Raw genomic sequence first — 18,005 nt, forward strand, 5'->3', positions numbered from 1 at the left:
GCCGCGGCTCCCGCCGCTGAAGGCGCCGCCCCGGCCGAAGGCGCCGCTCCGGCGCCCGCCGCCGCTGGCGCCGCTGCTCCGGCCGCTGCTGCTCCGGCCAAGCACTAAGGCCAGGCCGAACGATCGAAACGAGAAGGCCGCGGGGCTCTGGCTCCGCGGCCTTTTCTTTGCCCCGATGCGCGATAGGCTCGCCCGCGAAGTTTCCGGGGTATCCGCGCCATGCGTCGTCGACAGTTCCTGCTTTGCGCCGCCGGCGTCCCCCTTCTTGGCGGCCTGACGGCCGGCGTCGCCCAGGCCCGCCAGCAGGCGGCCGACCCCGATGTCGACACCTCGGTCGCCAAGCCGGCCTATCCGCAGGGCAAGGGCCCGCGCCTGGCCATCGACGGCGGGCACAACAATTTCCACACCGTGGACGGCCGCTTCGCCCCGTTCGCGGCGGTGGCCCGGGCCGACGGCTATCGGGTCTCGGGCCTGACCGCGCCGCTGTCGGCGCAGAGCCTGGCCGAGGTCGACCTGCTGGTCGTGGCCAATCCGCTGGCCGCCGTGAACATCGGCGACTGGACCCTGCCCAACCCGGGCGCCTACACGCCGGAGGAAGCCGCCGCCGTGAAGGCCTGGGTCGAGGCCGGCGGCGCCCTGCTGCTGATCGCCGACCACATGCCCTTCCCTGGCGGGGCCGAGCCCCTGGCCAAGGCCTTCGGCTTCGACTTCGACAACGGCTTCGCCCAGAAGACCAGCGGCGGGCCCGAGTTCTTCCAGCGCGCCGACGGCTCGCTGCTGGACCATCCGATCACCCAGGGCATCGACCGGGTGCAGAGCTTCACCGGCTCGTCGTTCCGCGCCCCACCTCAGGCCCGGCCGCTTTTGGTGCTGCGCGGCGGCTGGAGCGTGGCCATGCCGCGCAAGGCCTGGGTGTTCGACGAGGCGACCCCCCGCCACGACGGCGAGGGCCTGCTGCGCGGCGCGGCCTTGCCTGTGGGCAAGGGGCGGGTGGTGGCCATGGGCGAGGCGGCGATGTTCACCGCCCAGCTCGCCGGGCCCCAGAAACGCAAGATGGGCTTCAACGCCCCGACCGCCCCGCAGAACAAGGCGTTCCTGCTGAACGTGCTGCGGTGGCTGTCGGGGGCGATCTGAGCAAGGAACCTCCCCCTGTGGGGGAGGCGATCGCGTAGCGATCGGTGGGGGGAAGTTCGCGAAGCCAGCCTGTTCGGTGGAAGCTGAAAACGGCCCCCCTCCGTCGCCTTTGGCGACACCTCCCCCAGAGGGGGAGGATCTTTGGACATCACCCCGCCTTGCTGAAGTCGGGCGCGCGGCGCTCGGCGAAGGCCATGAAGGCTTCGCGGGCCTCGGCGGTCTGCAGGCGCTGCGCGAACAGGGCGCCTTCCTTGTCCATCAGGGCGGCGATGGCCTCGGCGTCGCGCATCAGGCCCTTGGTGACCGTCAGGGCGCCCAGCGGACGCTTGGCCAACTGGTCGGCGGCGGCGCGGGCCCGCTCGCGCAGTTCCTGGGCGGGAACCACGGCGTTGGCCAGGCCCCAGGCGGCGGCCGTCGTTCCATCCACCGCCTCGCCCAGGGCGAACATGGCGTAGGCGCGGGCATGGCCGATGCGGGCCGGCAGCAGCCAGCTCGACGCGGCCTCCGGGGCCAGGGCCAGGTTGACGAACGGCACGGTCAGGCGCGCGTCCGGCGCGACGAAGACCAAGTCGCAGTGCAGCAGCATGGTCGTGCCCACGCCCACGGCCTGGCCGTGGACGGCGGCGACCAGCGGCCGGGTGGCGTTGGCCAGGGCCTTGAGGAACCGCCACACGTGGCGCTCCTCGGTGAAGGCGCCGGTGGCCTGGGCCACGAAGTCGCCCAGGTCGTTGCCGGCGCTGAAGCTGTCGCCGTCGGCCTGGAACACCACCACCCGGATCTCGGGATCGGTCTCGGCGCCCTCCAGGGCGTCGGCCAGGGCGCCGTACATGGCGTTGCTGAGCGCGTTCTTCTTCTCGGGACGCGACAGGGTGATGGTCAGCACGCCGGCCTCGAGGCTGGTCTTCACGTGCTCGGTCATACGGAATCTCCCTTGGGGAACTTGGTTTGCAGGCTCGAAAGCCAGCGGGCGACCACGGCGATCTCGTCGTCCGTGAAGCCCTCGGTGAGGTGGGCGTTGAGGTGCGCGAGGCCGGCTTTCGCCTCCGCGCGGGCGGCGCGGCCGTGGTCGGTCAGGTGCAGGCGCAGGGCTCGGCCGTCCTTCGGATCGGGCCGGCGTTCGACCAGGCCCGCGCGGGTCATGCGATCGACGAGGCCGGTCATGGCCGAGGGCGCCAGGTCCAGGGCCTCGGCCGCCTCGCCGATCAGCGCGCCGTCGGCGGACCCAAGATAGAACAGCACCCCCGACTGGGCGGAGGTCAGGCCGGCGCCCTCGCCCGCCAGCCTGGCCTCGATCCAGCGCTGCACGCGCCGGTGGCCGGCGGCGAGCAGGAAGACGAAGCGTCTGTCCGGAACGGGGGCGGGGGGCGTCGACATGCGGCGACTATATGCTTCGCGTGCGAAACATCAAACGGATGTTTCGGGCAGTGCTTTCCCAAAACCTCCCGTCAGTCCCGCCCGAACGTTGATTGCTGGGGGCACGCGTTGGAGGGGAAAGGAGCCAGCGAGCTTGCGCCGCTGGCCTCCATCTTCGTGAGCCAGGGCCAGCAAAGCCTCAAGGTCGCGGAACAATTGGGCCTCCACGGCCCCCGCGACGATCACCCGGAGATGGCACGATCCGGTCGATAAGGCCGCACAAAGCCTTGGCGGCGGCGTCGCCGGTCCTCGGGCCGCTCCAACGCCTCGGCAAGGGCGTAAACCTTGCGGCGGTAAAGCTCAGGGACATTGGGGTGAATGTCGGGAATGTCCCTGGGCGCCTCGGCCAGCTTGCGCTCGATCTCCTCGGCGTCCGCCTCAAGGGTCAGCAACCGCTCCATGAGGGGGCGGCTATAGTCGCCGTCCTCGACCGCCTGCACCAGCCCGGCGATAGCGTTGCGGGTCTTATCCAGGCGCTGGATATCGGCCTCCCTCGTCGCCCGACGCTGATGGTTGAGGCGGTTATTCGTCAATCGGGGGCGGATCGGTCTACTGAAGTCTTGCTAGCCGCCCGCTTGCAGTGACCGCGTTACTTCAAGAACGGCATCGAGGAAGCGAGGCCGCGCTTAAATCCGGCAGCTTGCCAACAGCTTCCTGAAAAGCCGACGCAATCACCCCAACCAGGTTAGTCGCATCGGCCGAAAAGCTTGCATGGCGGAGCGCCCCAACAAAGGCCGGAGCCTGTTTCTTGAGGAAAGGCGCGAAGGGTACGCACGGTGTTGATAGTCCAAGGCGGGTGATCAGCGGCGCCCAGAACATAGCGCGCGCGAGTCTGCCGTTACCATCCGCGAAAGGGTGCCATAACGTCACGGAAAGTAGCCGGACGCAGGCCTGCGCAAAGGGACTATCGTCTCCGTTGATCGCGATCTCACCAAGCAGGTCCGTGGGAACGATGTCCGGGTCTGGAAACGCCACCGAAACACCGTTCTCATCCGCCCCGCTGCCAACGAATCCCGTCCGGGGGGAAGTCGCTGATCCCCTTAGGCACGAAGTAAGCTCGATTACCTCCTCGCGGGTAATCTTTGCAGCGATCCTATCCCAATAGGAAGTCAGCACTGGTTCAGGCGCCGGGCGCACGAACGCCTGCCTTACAAGGTGTTGGCTTTGTCGCGTCAGCGGGCCCTGAAGCACAAGGTATGCTGCCTTTGCCTCCATTCCAAATGAGCACCAGGGAGGAACTTGCGCCCAGTCCTTCGCTATCTTTAAAATGGCCTCGTTGGCTAAATCAATCTCTCGGCTTGGTGACACTCTGACGCATTCAGGTACACAAATCTTGTTTATCAAGTCGCCGCTCTTCTATGCGAAAAATTGAAAACGAGCAGCGCCGAATGTCTTTTCGAGGGGGGCGAGCAGTGCGCGTAGGTGACCGCTTCCGTAGACGACCGCGAGTGACGGCGCCCGGCTCGCTGTGCGCTCGATAAGCGCCAGCAGATGCCGGTTCCTGACGTTTGTCATCTCAAGAATGACCGGTGCGTACTTGTCTTGCCCGCACGGACTGCCCCGCTGCAGGACCGAGACCTCGCGCGACAACGGTAGCCCATACGTCGAAATGTACCAATCGGATGCCGTTTCGGAGGACCAAACGAGAGACTCGTCGAGTGAACCGAAGTGCTCGATCATAGCTATTACGAACTTTCGGAAATCGGCCTCGTCCTGAAACCCACGCACATTCGCCCTAGACGAAACTTCTCTTACCAAATAGGCGCGCCGGATTTCTTCCACACTAAATGATTTGGCAAGTTTGCGATTGATTTCAACGATACCGATCTCGCCGCCGATGTAGTCGACGCCCGATTGCGCCGCAAGCATGGTGGCATATGTTGCCTCGCCGCCCCGAAAGTTCGTGGCGCTCATTGATCTATATCGCGAGAGATTTGGGTTGATGCCCAAGCTTGTGTCGATCCCCTCGACCACGACGGATCTAAGGCCGCTGGTGGCCAGGATCTCGCGAACGCCTCGGAAGGTCTGGCTGTCGAGATCGCCACTGTGTCGAGTGGCCAGGAAGCGCAGGCGGGGAGCCTCGCCGCCGAACACGGCAGCGTACGTACCGCGCCTTTCCTGCAGGTTGCCCACGCAGGCGCTTCCGACGACCTGAGCGTTTGCGAACGCCGGAAGAGACGCCGCCGCCGCCGCGAGAACCGTTCTTCGCGAAAACATCATGCGGCTCCGAGTTGCCAATCTGAGTCAGCCAGATCTGCGAGAAGTGGCGACTGGCCCGAACGCCCGTGGTCAATCATCATTGCTGCGCCTTGAACATACAGATCCTTGAAGACGTCGCAGTAGACAGACTTTCGATCGAATAGTTGTCCAGTCTGATAGCGCATACCGATGCGCCCAACGCTCTGACCACTCCTGCATTGATTGAGCAGAGCGCAGTCGTCGCATTCGGGCGCGGTCTGGAATGAGGCCACGATAGACGTATAGAATCGTGCGTCCGCTAGAACGTCCTCCAGCCCGTGATCGTGCACAGTGAGTTGGGCGAAGCGGCCATCATAGGCTGGGCGCAGGCTTTCCTCCGGCTGAATTGCGCCGTTGCTTTCCACGACCATTACATAGTGCGCCAGCGACAGCTTGCCCTCCGACGGAGGGGGACCCCACCTGAGGGAATTCATAATCCGCTTAAATATGCGGACTTCGACGTGGCGACCTCGCATCGCGTCTCGCCGCCAGGCGGCAAATGCGCTCAAGAGATACTGTCTCGTTTTCTCAAGCGTCTCACTCGAAACCGAATCCCAGTTCATGAATGGGAGAAGGAAGTCGAACCCTGTGAAGCCCAGCTCCCTGGTCAGGTGATCGTAAACCCGGGCGCCGTCTGCATCTGGATTGATCACGCACAGGGCGCCGAAATGCGCGATTCTGCCGTCGCGATTTGCATCCTGTAATTTACGGATGCCTGAAACTACGTTGGCGTGAGTGCCGCGATCTTTCTTATCTACGCGATACTGGTCGTGAGCTTCCTCATATCCGTCAATGCTGACACCTAGACGCAATTCCCATTTCTCGATCTGAGCGAGCCACGCCTCACTGACCAGCGTTGCGTTTGTCTGCATAGAATACTGAATTTTAGAAAGTTGTTCTTCATTCAATTCTCGACGCAGCTTCGACGTGATCGCGGACATTCTCTCATCGAAATGAGCCGGCGTCATCAGCATGGGCTCGCCGCCATGCAAAATTAGACGAACGAATCGAGGGTTTCTATTTTTAAACTGATCTATAATTATTCCAGCAACATGCTCACACGTCTCTATCGACGCTCTAGTGGGCATCTGCTTGTATAGCTCGTTGCCGACATTATACATATAGCAGTATTTACAGTTAATGTTGCACGTCTCTTGAATCTTGAATACAATTTCAAGTGACGTGGCGTCCGAAACGGTTAGCTCCACCGCCCGTTCTAAATGAATTATTGACTCGTCAATTGCGGTTATAACAGTCATAATTGCCGCCATTTAGGGTGGCGGAGCGCTAAGCGCCCCGCCTGTTACGTCAAACGGTGATGGTGGAGAAGTAGTCCTCATAGGACTCATTGAAGTAGTCCGTGTAGTCCCACTGGCTGCCGTTGTCGTCATAGCCCAGGCTGAAACGGAGATCGTCGTCCGAGCCATAGCCGCCCGCGACGTTGCCGAAGAGCGAGCTGTCGAGCGGCGTGATGCCAGCCGTGCTCGCTTCCGCTTGATTCCTGCCCACAGCGGTCTTCACCAGACCCAGGAAATCGGTTTTCGAAATCATAAAACCTCCACTAGAAAGCGCTAATGCGCAACCTTGGGCATACCACCCGGAAATGCGATCTCAAGTGGTAGATTTTTTACAGTCGTGTTTAACTGGAGTGATCCGTTGGGTGGGCGGACTTTGGGCAGCGTGGTTTAATTCGGGTGCTAGAGCGTATTGGGGGTAAGGGTGCGGAGCCCGCGCGGGACGGGGCTGGCCTTTTTCGCAGTGCAGCGGTCGACGCCGCTGCGGATCGAATGGGCGCGCCAACCGAGTCTGTCGGCGTGCGCAATTGGGTGCTCACGACGTTCTTGATCATTGTGGCGGTCACCGTTGCGGCTTTCGCCGGCGCGGCGCGGTACGATCGCGTCGAAGTTGCGGACGGGGAATTGCGTGCGACCGGCGGGGCCGCGGACATTTTAAGCTTCCGCCCCGGGATCGTTTCCGGTGTGCTTGTGGAGGAAGGTGAAGAGGTAAAGGTGGGGCAACCCATCGTTGCCTTGGTGCTTGATACGGAAATCAGGTCGGTTGGACGTAGCGGCGACGCCGTGCTGACCACATTGGACGAGCAGCTTGCAGGGTTGGCCCGCCAAAGCGCGGCCCGACGCGGAGCTGCTGAAAATCAGAACCGACTCGATCAAGCTACGCGAGCCGGGCTTCTCGCGCAAAGCGGAGCACTCAAGGCAAGCCGAACCCTACAGGAGCAGCGGATCGCACTCGCCCAAAGGGGACTCGACGCCTTGAAGGGGCTGGGTGAGCAGGGATTGGTTTCGGCGGTGCAGGTAAGGCAACGAGAGGAGGCCCTTCTTGTTGCCAAGCAAGACCTAGCCGCGATCGATAAAGAGCTGTCTCAAATCCCTTCTTCGCTCACCTCGCTCGACGCGGAGGCGGCGCGCGCCAGAGACAGCGCAGATCAGGATCTTGCTGCGCTGGACGTGAAGCGCGCCGAGCTAAATGAACGAAAGATCTCTGCTCAGGGAGAGGCCGGCCAACTGCTGTCCGCGCCGATCGGCGGGCAGGTGACTGGCCTGCAGGCCAAGCCAGGCGACGCCGTCTCCTCCGGCCAAGCCATCGCGACTGTAGTTTCGGGACGCGCGGGGATCGAGGCGCGGCTCTGGGTGACCTCCAAAGCGATTGGATTCGTGCGGCCCGGAGATCCCGTTCGCCTAAAGTATGCAGCTTATCCCTATGCAAAGTTTGGGGTTGCGAGTGGAGTTGTGAAGGCCGTCGCCAAGGCGCCATCGAGTTGGGTAGCGTCGAACAAGGCGGCTGCAGATCAGGAGGCTCGCTTCCAAATTATCGTCTCCCTAGCTGATCAAACCGTGTCTGCATACGGACGCCAGTGGCCCCTTACAGCGGGCATGAAAGTGCAAGGCGAAGTTATACTTCAGCGTCAATCGCTAATGGATTGGCTATTCGAAAATCTAAAAACTACGACCGGAGCAGGCGGTAAATGAACTGGCGCGCGGGTCGATTGCAAAGATTGCGTCAAGTTGAGGCCGCCGAGTGCGGCTTGGTCGCAATCGCTTATGCCTCCGCAAGCCTTGGGCAGGAGTTCGACATCGCCGAGCTCCGCAGAAGGCACCCCGTATCGACACGTGGGCTGACCTTGAAGGAGGTGGTTGAAATCGCCAGCGGCCTGGACCTAACGGCCCGAGCCGTTAGGTGCGAGCTCGACGCAGTCAAGCGTCTGACGACGCCCGCCATACTTCATTGGAAGCTCAATCACTTCGTGGTCCTCACCCGCGTCAGCGGGCGACGCTTCTACATTTTTGATCCGGCTCGTGGTGAGAGTTGCCACACTCAGGAGGAATTCTCCAAGGCTTACACAGGCGTCGCCGTTGAGATCAGCAGGGCTCCAACTTTCAATAAGCGCAGGGCGAAGCCTGCACTTAGCGCGTTATCGCTGGTCGATTGGACATCTGGACTCACTTCTAGCCTTGTTCAAGCGCTGATAATATCGTCTGTGCTTCAGATCTATGTGGTGATTAGCCCTCTATTCCTGAAATTTGCTATCGACGCGGCGGCTGTGCGGGGTGACATCGAACTTTTGTCCGTTCTCGCGGTAGGTTTTGCGGCGTTCGCGATCTTCAACACAGGTGCAGAGTTGATGCGCAATGTCGCCCTGCAGCGCATTTCCTCTACGCTTAATTGGGACATGTCACTGCGAGTATTCCACCAACTAGTTCGGCTGCCGCTTCCTTGGTTTCAGAGGCGTAAGCTATCTGACACTCTAGCGCGCATTGAGGGGCTTGCGCCGATAAGGGAAGCAATCACAAACGGGCTGGTCGGCACGCTCATCGATAGTGCGCTGTCGGTGATAACGCTTGGCTTCATGCTTTTTCTGTCATGGAAGCTGACGCTCGTCACTCTGTTGGGGGTGGCGCTCTATGCAATGGTGCGCCTCATCGCCATTCCAATAAGTATGCGGCAGTCAGCCGAAGTCATTACCGCCTCGGTCGGCGAGCAGGGCAAGCGGATCGAAACACTGCGCGCCATCCAAACAATTAAAGCCATGTCTGCCGAGGTGGAGCGTGAGATCGATTGGTCCAATCGGCTATCAAGATTAATAAGGGCGGAGAGAAGCAGCGCGATCTGGACGCAAGGGTTTGCTTCAGCTCAAAAGCTAATAGATGCTCTGGTGATAATTGCCACCATTTTTATTGGAGTGAAAGGAATAATCGAAAACGAAGTATCATCAGGCCTTCTTTTCGCGTTTCTGGCATATCGTACGCAGTTCTCTGCGCGCTGCCAAAGCCTATTCGAGCAGGCAGTTAACTGGCGGCTGCTGGACCTGCACACTTCGCGGATCGCTGATATTGCGCTTCAACCCCGGGAGGATGGCATCGATAAACCGCTAGTCGGAGCGACTATTTCCGACGCGGCCATTGAGGCGCAGAATATTGGGTTCTCCTACGCCGATCACGAGCGTCCGGTATTTGAGAACTTGAGCTTTAGGATACCGGCCGGCAGCTTCGCTGCGATTGTTGGCCCCTCCGGTGCTGGCAAGTCCACCTTGATCAAATGCCTGTGCGGCCTTTATCCGCTGTCGCGGGGGCAAGTGCTTATCGATGATGTTCCCATGGATGCCATAGGTGGCCGCAACCTGCGTCGCGCTTCAGGCATCGTTTTGCAAGATGATGAGCTTCTCTCCGGCTCAATCGCCGACAACGTCGCGTTCTTCGACGAGAACGTGGACGGAGCCAGGATATGGCAGTGTCTTGGCGCGGCGGGCATTGAGGATGAAATCAAGAAAATGCCCATGCAGCTCGAAAGCCTCATTGGGGACATGGGCGTCGCACTTTCTGGTGGTCAGAAGCAACGAATACTTTTGGCGCGAGCGCTATATAGACGCCCAAAGATACTCTTCTTGGACGAGGCCACGTCGCACCTGGATTTAGCGCGAGAAAGATTGGTAAATCAGGCGCTGAAAGAACTTTCTATAACTCGCATTGTCATAGCGCACAGGCCCGAGACGATCGCCATGGCGGATATGTTGATCAAGCTAAAGGACCCCGCAGCTCGCTCCAACACGGTTCCGGCAGGGGCAGAGACTGTGGCGACAGGTTCACAAGTCGCGCAATCGCTCGCCTAGACCTCGCACCTCCGCCTGCGAGACGAAGCAATAATCCGCTATTGAATCCCGGCCACCGAATGCCCGAAACTATAGATATATCTGGATCGAAAATCTGGCTCACGCCAATCGCGATCTAACTAGATTGCGCTATCATTTTCGGCGTCGATCAATAGCCCATCCTAGGGCCGGGAAATCCCTCTGTCGGCTGCAAGGGCGGGAGGGGCGGCGTGCCTAGCACGCCGCTGGGGTTGCACGTGTCAGCGGAACCAGGGGTTCCCGCCACAGGGGCGGGAATGACGGGAAGCTGGGGGAGAAAGGGAGCTTCAAACCGCCCGATACCACCCCACGCCCGCCCCATCGACCGTCCGCACGGCCATGCCGCGGGCGATCAGGCAGTTGAGGTGGGCCAGGGCCTCGCCGGTGGCCATGCCCAGGAGGTCGGGGCCGATCGGCCGGGCGAACAGGGCGCCGAACGTATCCACCGCCCGGCGTGGCTCTTCCAGCTTGCCCAGCAGGCGCGAGAGGCCGCGCTCGTGGCCGGCGATCAGCTGGTCGATGCGGGCGTGCAGGCCCCGGAACGGCGCGTTGTGGGCCGGCAGCACCAGCACCTCGTCGGGCACGGCGGCCTTGACCTTGGCCAGCGAGGTCAGCCAGTCGGCCAGCGGGTCGGCGTCGGGTTCGGTGGGGAACACCGAGACGTTGGACGAGATCTTCGGCAGCACTTGGTCGCCCGAGATCAGGAGGCCCAGCGACGGGCTCCACAGGCAGGCGTGGTCGGGCGAGTGGCCCTGGCCGGTCACCACCGTCCAGTCGTGCGCGCCGATGCGGAAGGTCTCGCCGTCGGTCATCCGGCGATAGCTGTCGGGCAGGGCGTGGACGGCGCGGCCAAAGCCCCCGAAACGGGTCTTGTAGTTGTCGATGGCGTCGTCGTCCCAGCCGGCGGCGTGGAAGAACCGCACGCCGTCCTCGGGCGCCTCGCGGCCGGTGTCGGCCACCAGCATCCGGCACTGGAAGTATTCCAGCCTCGTCATCCACAGCCGGCAGTCGAAGCGTCGGGTCAGCCAGCCGGCCAGGCCCACATGGTCGGGGTGCAGATGGGTGACGATGACGCGGGTGACCGGGCGGCCTTCCAGCGCCCCGGCGAAGGCGGCCTTCCAGGCGGCGCTGGTGTCCTTGGTGGCCATGCCGGTGTCGACGATCGCCCAGCCCTCGCCGTCGGCCAGGGCCCAGACGTTGATGAAGCCCAGCGACCCGCCCAGCGGCTGGCGCAGCCACAGCACGCCGGGGGCGACCTCGACCGCCTGGCCCGAACCGGGCTCGGGTTCCACCTCGAACGGATAGGCCAGGCGCGGGCGGCGCGGGGCCTCGGCCTCGCCCGGTGTCTCCTCGAACCCGTCGCTCATCGCCGCTCACTCCCCTTCTGGCCGTCTCGCCAGCCCATTTTTCATGGTCAAGCCGCGCCATGATTGCGCCCCCGTCGGACGACATCTTGACCCTCGATGCAAGGGGGGGCTTAAGTCCGCCCCGAGGAATCCACCCCCAGGAGACTACAGACATGAGGCCATTCGCGATCGGCCTGACGGCCGCCCTCGCGGTCGCCGCGCTCGTTCCGGCCGCCGCCTTCGCGGCGCCGAAGGATGCCAAGCCCGCCGCCGCCGCCGTCGACGCCAAGTCGCGTGAAGCCGGTATGAAGGAAGCCCCGCCCCTGCTCACCCAGGCCGGCGTGGCGTGCCAGGTGTCGGACGCTCGACTGATCGGCGCCGACAAGAAGTCGAACACCTCCTACTACGAAGTGGCCTGTCAGGACGCCATGGGCTTCGCCCTGGTGGCCAAGAAGGACGCCGCGCCGCAGGCCTTCTCGTGCGTCGAGACCGGCCAGCCGGGCTCGGACGGCAAGGATTCGGGCCTCAAGTGCCAACTGCCGGGCAACGCCGATCCCAAGCAGGGCCTGAAGCCCTACCTGGCCACGGCCGGCGCGGCTTGCGACATGCAGAACGCCCGCGCCATCGGCACCGGCAACAACAACTCGTTCTTCGAAGTCTCCTGCGCCGGCGGCGCGGGCTACATCCTGCAGATCCCGGTGCCGATGAAGGTCGAGGGCACGGTGGCCAACAGCTGCCTGCTGTACGAGGAAACCGGCAACATCTCGTGCAAGCTGACCGACCGCGCCACCCAGCTGCAGGTCGTCGACACCCTGGCCGCCGCCGCCAAGAACAACTGCGCGGTCAAGGACAAGCGCTACATCCTGACCACCAAGACCGACAACTACTTCGAAGTCGCCTGTCAGGACGGCAAGGGCTACGTGCTGCAGCAGGCCACCGCCAACGGCGCCCTGGTCCGCGCCATCGACTGCGCCAACGCTCCCGGCGGCGCCGAGTGCACCCTGACCGACAGCCGCGCGGCCAAGACCGAGCAGGCCGGCCTCTACACCAGCCTGGCCAAGAAGGCCGGCTATGACTGCAAGGTCGAGTCCTACGGCCTGTTCCCCTCGAACGACCCCAAGAAGGAAGTCGTCGAGCTGAAGTGCGCCAACACGCCCCGGGGCGGCATCGGCGTCTTCTCGGCCGCCGACAACCGCGTCTATGACTGCGTCACCGGCGAACTGAACGGCTTCCGTTGCAGCTACACCAAGGCGGACGTCGAGTTCACCCGCCTGTGGGACGACCTGAAGAGCTACAACAAGGCCGGCTGCCAGGTTTCGGGCGCGCGCATCATCGGCCGCACCGACACCAGCGGCTTCGTCGAAGTGGCTTGCGCCGACGGCCTGCCGGGCTGGGTGCTTTCGTACCCGCTGAACCAGGCCTCGCCCAAGCCGAACGAACTCCTGTCCTGCCTGCAGGCCAAGGGCGTCGGCGGCGGCTGCAAGCTGCCGACCAACATCAAGAAGTAAGGGCTTCCAGGAGCTCTGAAGAGGCCCGCCGAGAGCGATCTCGGCGGGCTTTTTCAATCCTCCCCCTGAAGGGGGAGGTGGCCCGAAGGGCCGGAGGGGGAAGCGGCTTCTGAGCCGCCGCAACAACTTCCTCCTCAGTCGCTCCGCGACAGCTCCCCCTTCAGGGGGAGCATCTTGCTCAAAGCGCCGCCTCGATCAGCCGCGGCCCCTTGGCCGCCATCGCCTGCGCGAAGGCTTCGTCGAAGGCTTCGGCCGTCTCGACCCGCTGCGCCGGCACGCCCATCCCCTGCGAGACCGCCACCCAGTCGATGCGTGGATCGCCAATATCCAGCAGCTTGCTCGCCGCCGGGCCGGGATTGCCCGCGCCGGTGCGCGAGAGCTCGATGCCGAGGATGCGGTAGACGTGGTTGGCGAAGACCACGACCACGACGTCCAGCTGCTCGCGGGCGATGGTCCACAGGCCCTGCACCGTATACATGCCCGCTCCGTCGCCGGTCAGGGCCAGGACCTTGGCTTCGGGCCGGGCCACGGCCGCGCCGATGGCCAGCGGGATGCCCTGGCCGATCGCGCCGCCGGTCAGCGACAGCCAGTCGTGGGCGCGGGCGGCGCGGGTCTGGGTGAAGATCGGCAGGCCGGCGGTGACCGCGTCGTCCGAGATCACCGCGCCCTCCGGCATGTGGCGGGCGATGGCCGCGCCGATGGCCCAGGCGTCCAGCTTGCCGGCGGGGGCGGGCGGCGGGGCGTAGGGTTCGGCGGGACCGGCGGCGGGGGCCTCCAGGGCGTCGGCCAGGGCGTTCAGCGCCGCCGCCGCGTCGACCTCGCGGCCGCACAGCGTCTCCAGGCCGCAATGCTCGGGCACGAGCACGCTGGGCCGGTCGGGATAGGCGAAGAAGGCCACCGGCCGCTCGGTGGCGACCAGCACCATCAGGTCGGCGCCGTCGATCTCCTTCAGCGCCTGCTCGCCGAAATAGGGCAGCTTGTCGGGACGGAAGCGGCCCTCGCCACGCGCCTGGCGGGCGGTGAAGGTGTCGGTCAGCACCCGGATCCCCAGGGCGGCCAGGCGGCCGGCGGCGGCGATCCCGTCCTCGCGGCAGGCGCCCGAGCCCAGCAGCAGCACCGGCGTCTTGGCCGCCTTCACCGCATGGGCGACGGCCGCCACGGTCTCGGCGTCGGGCGCGGCCGGGGCGGGGATCTCGGCGACGCCGCCGTGCACGGTCGCCGCGTTCCAGGCCGCGTCGGCCGGCAGGATCAGGCAGGCGTTACCGCCGGGCGCGCCGTAAGCGGCGGTGATCGCCTCGACGGCCAGCGGGGCGACGCTGTCGGCGCTCTCGGCCGATTTCACCCACAGCGAGTTGGGCGCGGCCAGGGCGGCGATGTCGCTGTTGAGCGGGGCGTCGAAGCCGCGGTGATAGGTGGCGTGGTCGCCGACCACGTTGACGATCGGCGTGAAGGCGCGGCGGGCGTTGTGCAGGTTGGCCGCGCCGTTGGCGTAGCCGGGCCCCAGGTGCAGCAGGGTGCAGGCCGGCTTGCCCGCGATCCGGCCGTAGCCGTCGGCGGCGCCGGTGGCCACCCCCTCGAACAGGCAGAGGATCGAGCGCATGCGCGGCTCGCGGTCCAGGGCCGAGACGAACTGCATCTCGCTGGTGCCCGGATTGGCGAAGCAGGCGGTCACGCCGTTGTCGGCCAGGGTGGTGATCAGGGCGTCGGCGCCGTTCATTTTCATTTCCTTCCCTACTCACTGGATGCTCCCCCTGAAGGGGGAGCTGTCGGCGTAGCCGACTGAGGGGGGAAGTGCGGTCAGCTTGGCGAAAGCTGAAAACGTCCCCCCTCCGGCCCTCTGGGCCACCTCCCCCAGAGGGGGAGGATCTTAGAACACCATCACGCTCTCGTCCGGCTGGGCCGCGAACAGGCGCTCCAGCTCGGCCGGACGTCGTTCCCGGGCCAGGGCCTGGTTGATGTAGCCTTTGTCGGTCAGCTCGCCGCTGGCCGCGTCGGGCGCGCCGGGCAGGATCAGGGCCCGGGCCACGCGGCCGCCGCCCCGGGACTGGGCGTTGAAGCGCTCCAGCCCCGAGCGGACGGCCGCCAGCGCGGCGTCGGTCCCGCCCAGGCGCTCGCAGGTCCTGGGCTCGAGGAACAGCATCAGGCCGACGCCGTCGCGTCCCTCGCCGCAGACCACGGCGTCGGACGCCGCCCCGCCGATCGCCGAGATCGCCGCCACCCGCAGGGCGCCTGCCGCCACGAAGGTTCCGCTGGCCAGCTTGAAGTTCTCGACCAGCCGCCCGTCGAAGACGAGGCCGGCGGCGGGATCGTCCGGATCGGCCAGCCGGGCGGCGTCGCCCAGGCGATAGAAGCCCTCCTCGTCGAAGGCGTCGCGGGTGGCGTCCGGCTGGTCCAGATAGCCGGGCGAGACCTGCGGGCCCTTGACCCGGATCTCCAGCTTCTCGCCGGCGGGAACCAGCTTCACCGCCGTGCCGGGCGTGGGCAGGCCGACCATGCCCGAGCGGGCGTTCAGCCAGTGGATGTTGCAGGCGGTCGGGCCGGTCTCGGTCGCGCCGTAGCCGGCCGCGAAGGTGATGCGCTCACCGGTCGTCGCCAGGGCCACGGCTTGCACCCGGTCGAGTATCGATTGGGCCATCGACGCCCCGCCGTACTGAAGCACCCGAACGCGCGAAAAGAAGGTCCGCGCCAGCGCCGGGTCGCGTTCCAGTTCCCCAACCAGCAGCCCCCAGCCGGCCGGGACCATGTTGTGATAGGTCGGCGAGACCTCGTGCAGGTTGCGCAGCGTATCGGCAAAGCGCCCGGGCACGGGCTGGCCGGCGTCGATGTGCAGCGTGCCGCCCCGGTGCAGCACCATGTGCAGTATGGCGTTGGCCCCCAAGCTGTGGCTCCAGGGCGCGGAATTGACCAGCACCGGCGGATCGGGGTCGGCGTAGCAGGCCTCGATCTGGGCGGCGTTGAGGGCGATGTTGGCGTGGGTGCAGATCACCGCCTTGGGTCGTCCGGTCGAGCCCGAGGTCAGCAGCAGCTTGGCGATGTCGTCGCCCCGCGCCACGTCGGCCGCCGGCGGGCTGGCCGGCAGGGCCTCTAACGGCTGGTCGCCGGGACGCAGGTTGCGGCTGGCGATCACCGGCAGGCCGTCCAGGCAGTCGTGGTCCAGGGCCCTCGCGAAGGCCGCCGCGTCGTCGACATAGACCGCCGCCGGCTTAAGCCGCTCGACCGCGTGGGCCAGTCGCGACAGGTCGGCGCCGAGCAGGCCGTACTGCGGCGAGACCGGCGCGGCCGGCGCGCCAAGGCTCATGGCGGCGTAGGCGATCAGGGCGTGGTCGACCCCGTTTCGGGCCAGGATCAGCAGCGGCCGGCCACGCGACAGGCCCAGCGCCGAGAGCCCGCCGGCCAGGGCCGCCACGCGGGCCGCCGCCTCGCCGTAGGTCACGGTGCGCCAGCCGTCCTGGCCCTCGATCCGTTCGGCCAGCCAAACGCGCTCGGGGGCCTGCGCCGCCCAGCGGGCCAGCGGGGCGGTGACCGTCGTCACCGCTTCCGAATAGGGCATGGGGTTGCGCAGGATGAGCGCATCGCCGCGACGTTCGACCTCCAAAGCGCGCGAGGCGTAGCGGGCGTCACGGAAGGGAGCGTCGTCGAGGGATTCCATCCCCTTTTATGTCCCGCCGCAAACGCCCGTTCAATCCTCGTCGAGCGCCGTTCGACGGCGTTGCAGCCACAGGCGCTCGGCCGGGGCGGGATCCAGCGCCAGGGCGCGGTCGTAGGCGGCGCGGGCCTCGCCGGGGCGGGAGAGGCGGGCCAGCAGGTCGGCGCGCACGGCGTGGAACGGCCGGAAGGCGGCCAGGCGCTCGGCGTCCAGCCGGTCGACCTCGGCCAGGGCGGCCTGCGGTCCCGCCACCTCGGCCAGGGCCACGGCGCGGTTGAGGCGGGTCACCGCGTCGTCGCGCCAGGCCAGCAGGGCGTCGTAGAGGGCCAGCACCGCGCCCCAGCGCGGCGGTTCGGCCAGGCTCCCGCGGCCGCACCAGACGGCGTGGATCGCCGCCTGCAGCTGGCGGGGGCCGGGGTGGTCGAGATCGGCGGCGCGGCGCAGATAGGCCTGCGCCTGCTCGATCAAAGGTCGGCGCCAGAGGGCGGGGTCCTGCTGGGAGAGCGGCGTCATGGCCCCGGTCTCGTCCAGCCGGGCGGGCCTTCGAGCCTCGGCGTAGCGGACCAGCGCCGCCAGGGCCAGGCACTCGGCCTCGCCCGGCGCCAGCTCGGCCAGCGCCGCCGTCAGGTCGAGGATTTCGCGGGCGTAGGCAGCGTGGGCCCCGGCGCCGGCGGCGTCCTCGTGGGCCTTTGAATAGGCGACCTCCAGCGTCGACAGCACCGCCGACAGCCGCTGCGGCCAGGCCTCGGGGCCGGGGACCTCGAAGGCGACGCCCGCCTGAGCGATCTTCTTCTTGGCGCGGGTCAGGCGCTGGAACATCGCCGCTTCGGTCACCAGGAAGGCGCGGGCGATCTCCTGCACCGACAGTCCGCAGACCAGCCGCAGGGTGAGGGCCGCCCGCGATTCCGCGGCCACCGCGGGATGGCAGCAGACGAAGATCAGCCGCAGGCGTTCGTCGGGGATCAGCCGCTCGTCCGAGGCCAGGGCGTCCTCGACGGTCGGTTCCGGCTCGGGCGCGTCGGGCGACAACCGCGATCGCACCGCCCGCCGCCGCAGGGCGTCCAGCGCGCAGCGGCGGGCGGCGGCGTAGAGCCAGGCGGCCGGCTGACGTGGAACGCCGTCGCGGGGCCAGGTCGCCGCCGCCCGGGCGCAGGCCTCGGCGAAGCCGTCCTCGGCCAGATCGAGGTCGCGGAAGCCGGCGGCCAGGGCGGCGATGATCCGGCCGCCGGCCTCGCGCGCGGCGCGGTCGAGTTCGGGGCTCACGCCGCCTCGGCCAGGGGGCGAACCTCGACCGCGCCGTCGCCCAGCGGCAGACGGCGGGCCCAGGCCAGGGCCGCGTCCAGGTCGCTGGCCTCGATCAGGTAGAGGCCGGCCAGCGGCTCGCCGGCCTCGGCGTGCGGGCCGTCGTGTAGAGGGCTGTCCCGCCGCAGGGTGGTGGCGGTGTCCGGGCTCTTCAGCGCCGCCTGTCCCCGCAGGACCCCCGCCGCCGCAAGGGCGGCGGCGAAGGCCCGCCGGACCGGGGCCAGCGCGGCGGCGGCCGTCTCGTCTTCATAGACCAGCAGGGCGTAGCGCACGGC

General features: G+C 66.1%; 16 protein-coding genes. 4 read left to right on the top strand and 12 right to left on the bottom strand.

Annotated elements, in window-relative coordinates; all coding sequences use genetic code 11:
- The first annotated feature begins 219 nt into the window (after window positions 1-219).
- Window positions 220-1,134: a DUF4350 domain-containing protein gene (locus DDF62_RS17035; protein ID WP_116490204.1), complete on the top strand. Its 915-nt coding sequence runs from the start codon at window positions 220-222 to the stop codon at window positions 1,132-1,134.
- A 148-nt stretch (window positions 1,135-1,282) separates the two neighbouring features.
- Here DDF62_RS17035 and DDF62_RS17040 read toward each other — a convergent pair whose 3' ends face one another.
- The 7 genes from DDF62_RS17040 to DDF62_RS17070 form a co-directional block, all read right to left on the bottom strand.
- Window positions 1,283-2,053, bottom strand: a complete 771-nt coding sequence (locus DDF62_RS17040) for an enoyl-CoA hydratase (RefSeq protein WP_116490205.1) — start codon at window positions 2,051-2,053, stop codon at window positions 1,283-1,285.
- Window positions 2,050-2,508 (bottom strand): MarR family winged helix-turn-helix transcriptional regulator, encoded by a 459-nt coding sequence (locus tag DDF62_RS17045; RefSeq protein WP_116490206.1) that lies wholly within the window; start codon window positions 2,506-2,508, stop codon window positions 2,050-2,052. Before DDF62_RS17045 ends, DDF62_RS17040 begins: the two co-directional genes overlap by 4 nt.
- A gap of 221 nt (window positions 2,509-2,729) precedes the next feature.
- The gene (locus DDF62_RS17050) at window positions 2,730-3,080 is read right to left on the bottom strand and encodes a hypothetical protein (RefSeq protein ID WP_116490207.1); all 351 of its coding nucleotides are present in this window, start codon (window positions 3,078-3,080) and stop codon (window positions 2,730-2,732) included.
- A 61-nt stretch (window positions 3,081-3,141) separates the two neighbouring features.
- Complete coding sequence (locus DDF62_RS26720) at window positions 3,142-3,762, bottom strand: Fic family protein (protein WP_116490208.1); 621 nt, start codon at window positions 3,760-3,762, stop codon at window positions 3,142-3,144.
- A gap of 141 nt (window positions 3,763-3,903) precedes the next feature.
- Window positions 3,904-4,680, bottom strand: coding sequence for a hypothetical protein (locus DDF62_RS17060; protein ID WP_133244945.1), 777 nt, complete (start codon window positions 4,678-4,680; stop codon window positions 3,904-3,906).
- Window positions 4,681-4,763: 83 nt separating this feature from the next.
- On the bottom strand, window positions 4,764-6,056 hold the full coding sequence (locus DDF62_RS17065) for a radical SAM protein (RefSeq protein ID WP_116490210.1): 1,293 nt from the start codon (window positions 6,054-6,056) through the stop codon (window positions 4,764-4,766).
- A gap of 37 nt (window positions 6,057-6,093) precedes the next feature.
- The gene (locus tag DDF62_RS17070) at window positions 6,094-6,336 is read right to left on the bottom strand and encodes a hypothetical protein (RefSeq protein WP_116490211.1); all 243 of its coding nucleotides are present in this window, start codon (window positions 6,334-6,336) and stop codon (window positions 6,094-6,096) included.
- Window positions 6,337-6,572: 236 nt separating this feature from the next.
- Between DDF62_RS17070 and DDF62_RS17075 the strand changes: the two genes are divergently transcribed.
- A complete protein-coding gene (locus DDF62_RS17075) occupies window positions 6,573-7,772 on the top strand; it encodes an HlyD family secretion protein (RefSeq protein ID WP_116490212.1) in 1,200 nt (399 codons plus the stop codon).
- Window positions 7,769-9,910, top strand: a complete 2,142-nt coding sequence (locus DDF62_RS17080; RefSeq protein ID WP_116490213.1) for a peptidase domain-containing ABC transporter — start codon at window positions 7,769-7,771, stop codon at window positions 9,908-9,910. The genes DDF62_RS17075 and DDF62_RS17080 overlap by 4 nt, the downstream gene beginning before the upstream one ends.
- A 305-nt stretch (window positions 9,911-10,215) precedes the next feature.
- Here DDF62_RS17080 and DDF62_RS17085 read toward each other — a convergent pair whose 3' ends face one another.
- Window positions 10,216-11,295 carry an MBL fold metallo-hydrolase gene (locus DDF62_RS17085; protein ID WP_116490214.1) on the bottom strand — a complete coding sequence of 360 codons (1,080 nt, stop codon included), beginning with the start codon at window positions 11,293-11,295 and terminating at the stop codon, window positions 10,216-10,218.
- A 152-nt stretch (window positions 11,296-11,447) separates the two neighbouring features.
- Here DDF62_RS17085 and DDF62_RS17090 point away from each other — a divergent pair, with 152 nt between their 5' ends.
- The gene (locus DDF62_RS17090; protein ID WP_116490215.1) at window positions 11,448-12,782 is read left to right on the top strand and encodes a hypothetical protein; all 1,335 of its coding nucleotides are present in this window, start codon (window positions 11,448-11,450) and stop codon (window positions 12,780-12,782) included.
- 178 nt (window positions 12,783-12,960) lie between these two features.
- On the opposite strand, the gene DDF62_RS17095 is transcribed toward DDF62_RS17090, so the two are convergent.
- The 4 genes from DDF62_RS17095 to DDF62_RS17110 all read right to left on the bottom strand — a co-directional run bounded on the left by DDF62_RS17095 (window position 12,961) and on the right by DDF62_RS17110 (window position 18,002).
- Window positions 12,961-14,499, bottom strand: a complete 1,539-nt coding sequence (locus DDF62_RS17095; protein ID WP_116490216.1) for an acetolactate synthase large subunit — start codon at window positions 14,497-14,499, stop codon at window positions 12,961-12,963.
- Window positions 14,500-14,649: 150 nt separating this feature from the next.
- Window positions 14,650-16,431: a feruloyl-CoA synthase gene (locus tag DDF62_RS17100; protein WP_116490217.1), complete on the bottom strand. Its 1,782-nt coding sequence runs from the start codon at window positions 16,429-16,431 to the stop codon at window positions 14,650-14,652.
- 30 nt (window positions 16,432-16,461) lie between these two features.
- Window positions 16,462-17,691 (bottom strand): RNA polymerase sigma factor, encoded by a 1,230-nt coding sequence (locus DDF62_RS17105; protein ID WP_116490218.1) that lies wholly within the window; start codon window positions 17,689-17,691, stop codon window positions 16,462-16,464.
- Window positions 17,688-18,002 carry a YciI family protein gene (locus DDF62_RS17110; protein ID WP_116490219.1) on the bottom strand — a complete coding sequence of 105 codons (315 nt, stop codon included), beginning with the start codon at window positions 18,000-18,002 and terminating at the stop codon, window positions 17,688-17,690. Before DDF62_RS17110 ends, DDF62_RS17105 begins: the two co-directional genes overlap by 4 nt.
- Window positions 18,003-18,005 lie beyond the last annotated feature (3 nt).

Origin of the sequence: Caulobacter radicis (genome assembly GCF_003094615.1) — a bacterium.
Classification (GTDB): domain Bacteria; phylum Pseudomonadota; class Alphaproteobacteria; order Caulobacterales; family Caulobacteraceae; genus Caulobacter; species Caulobacter radicis.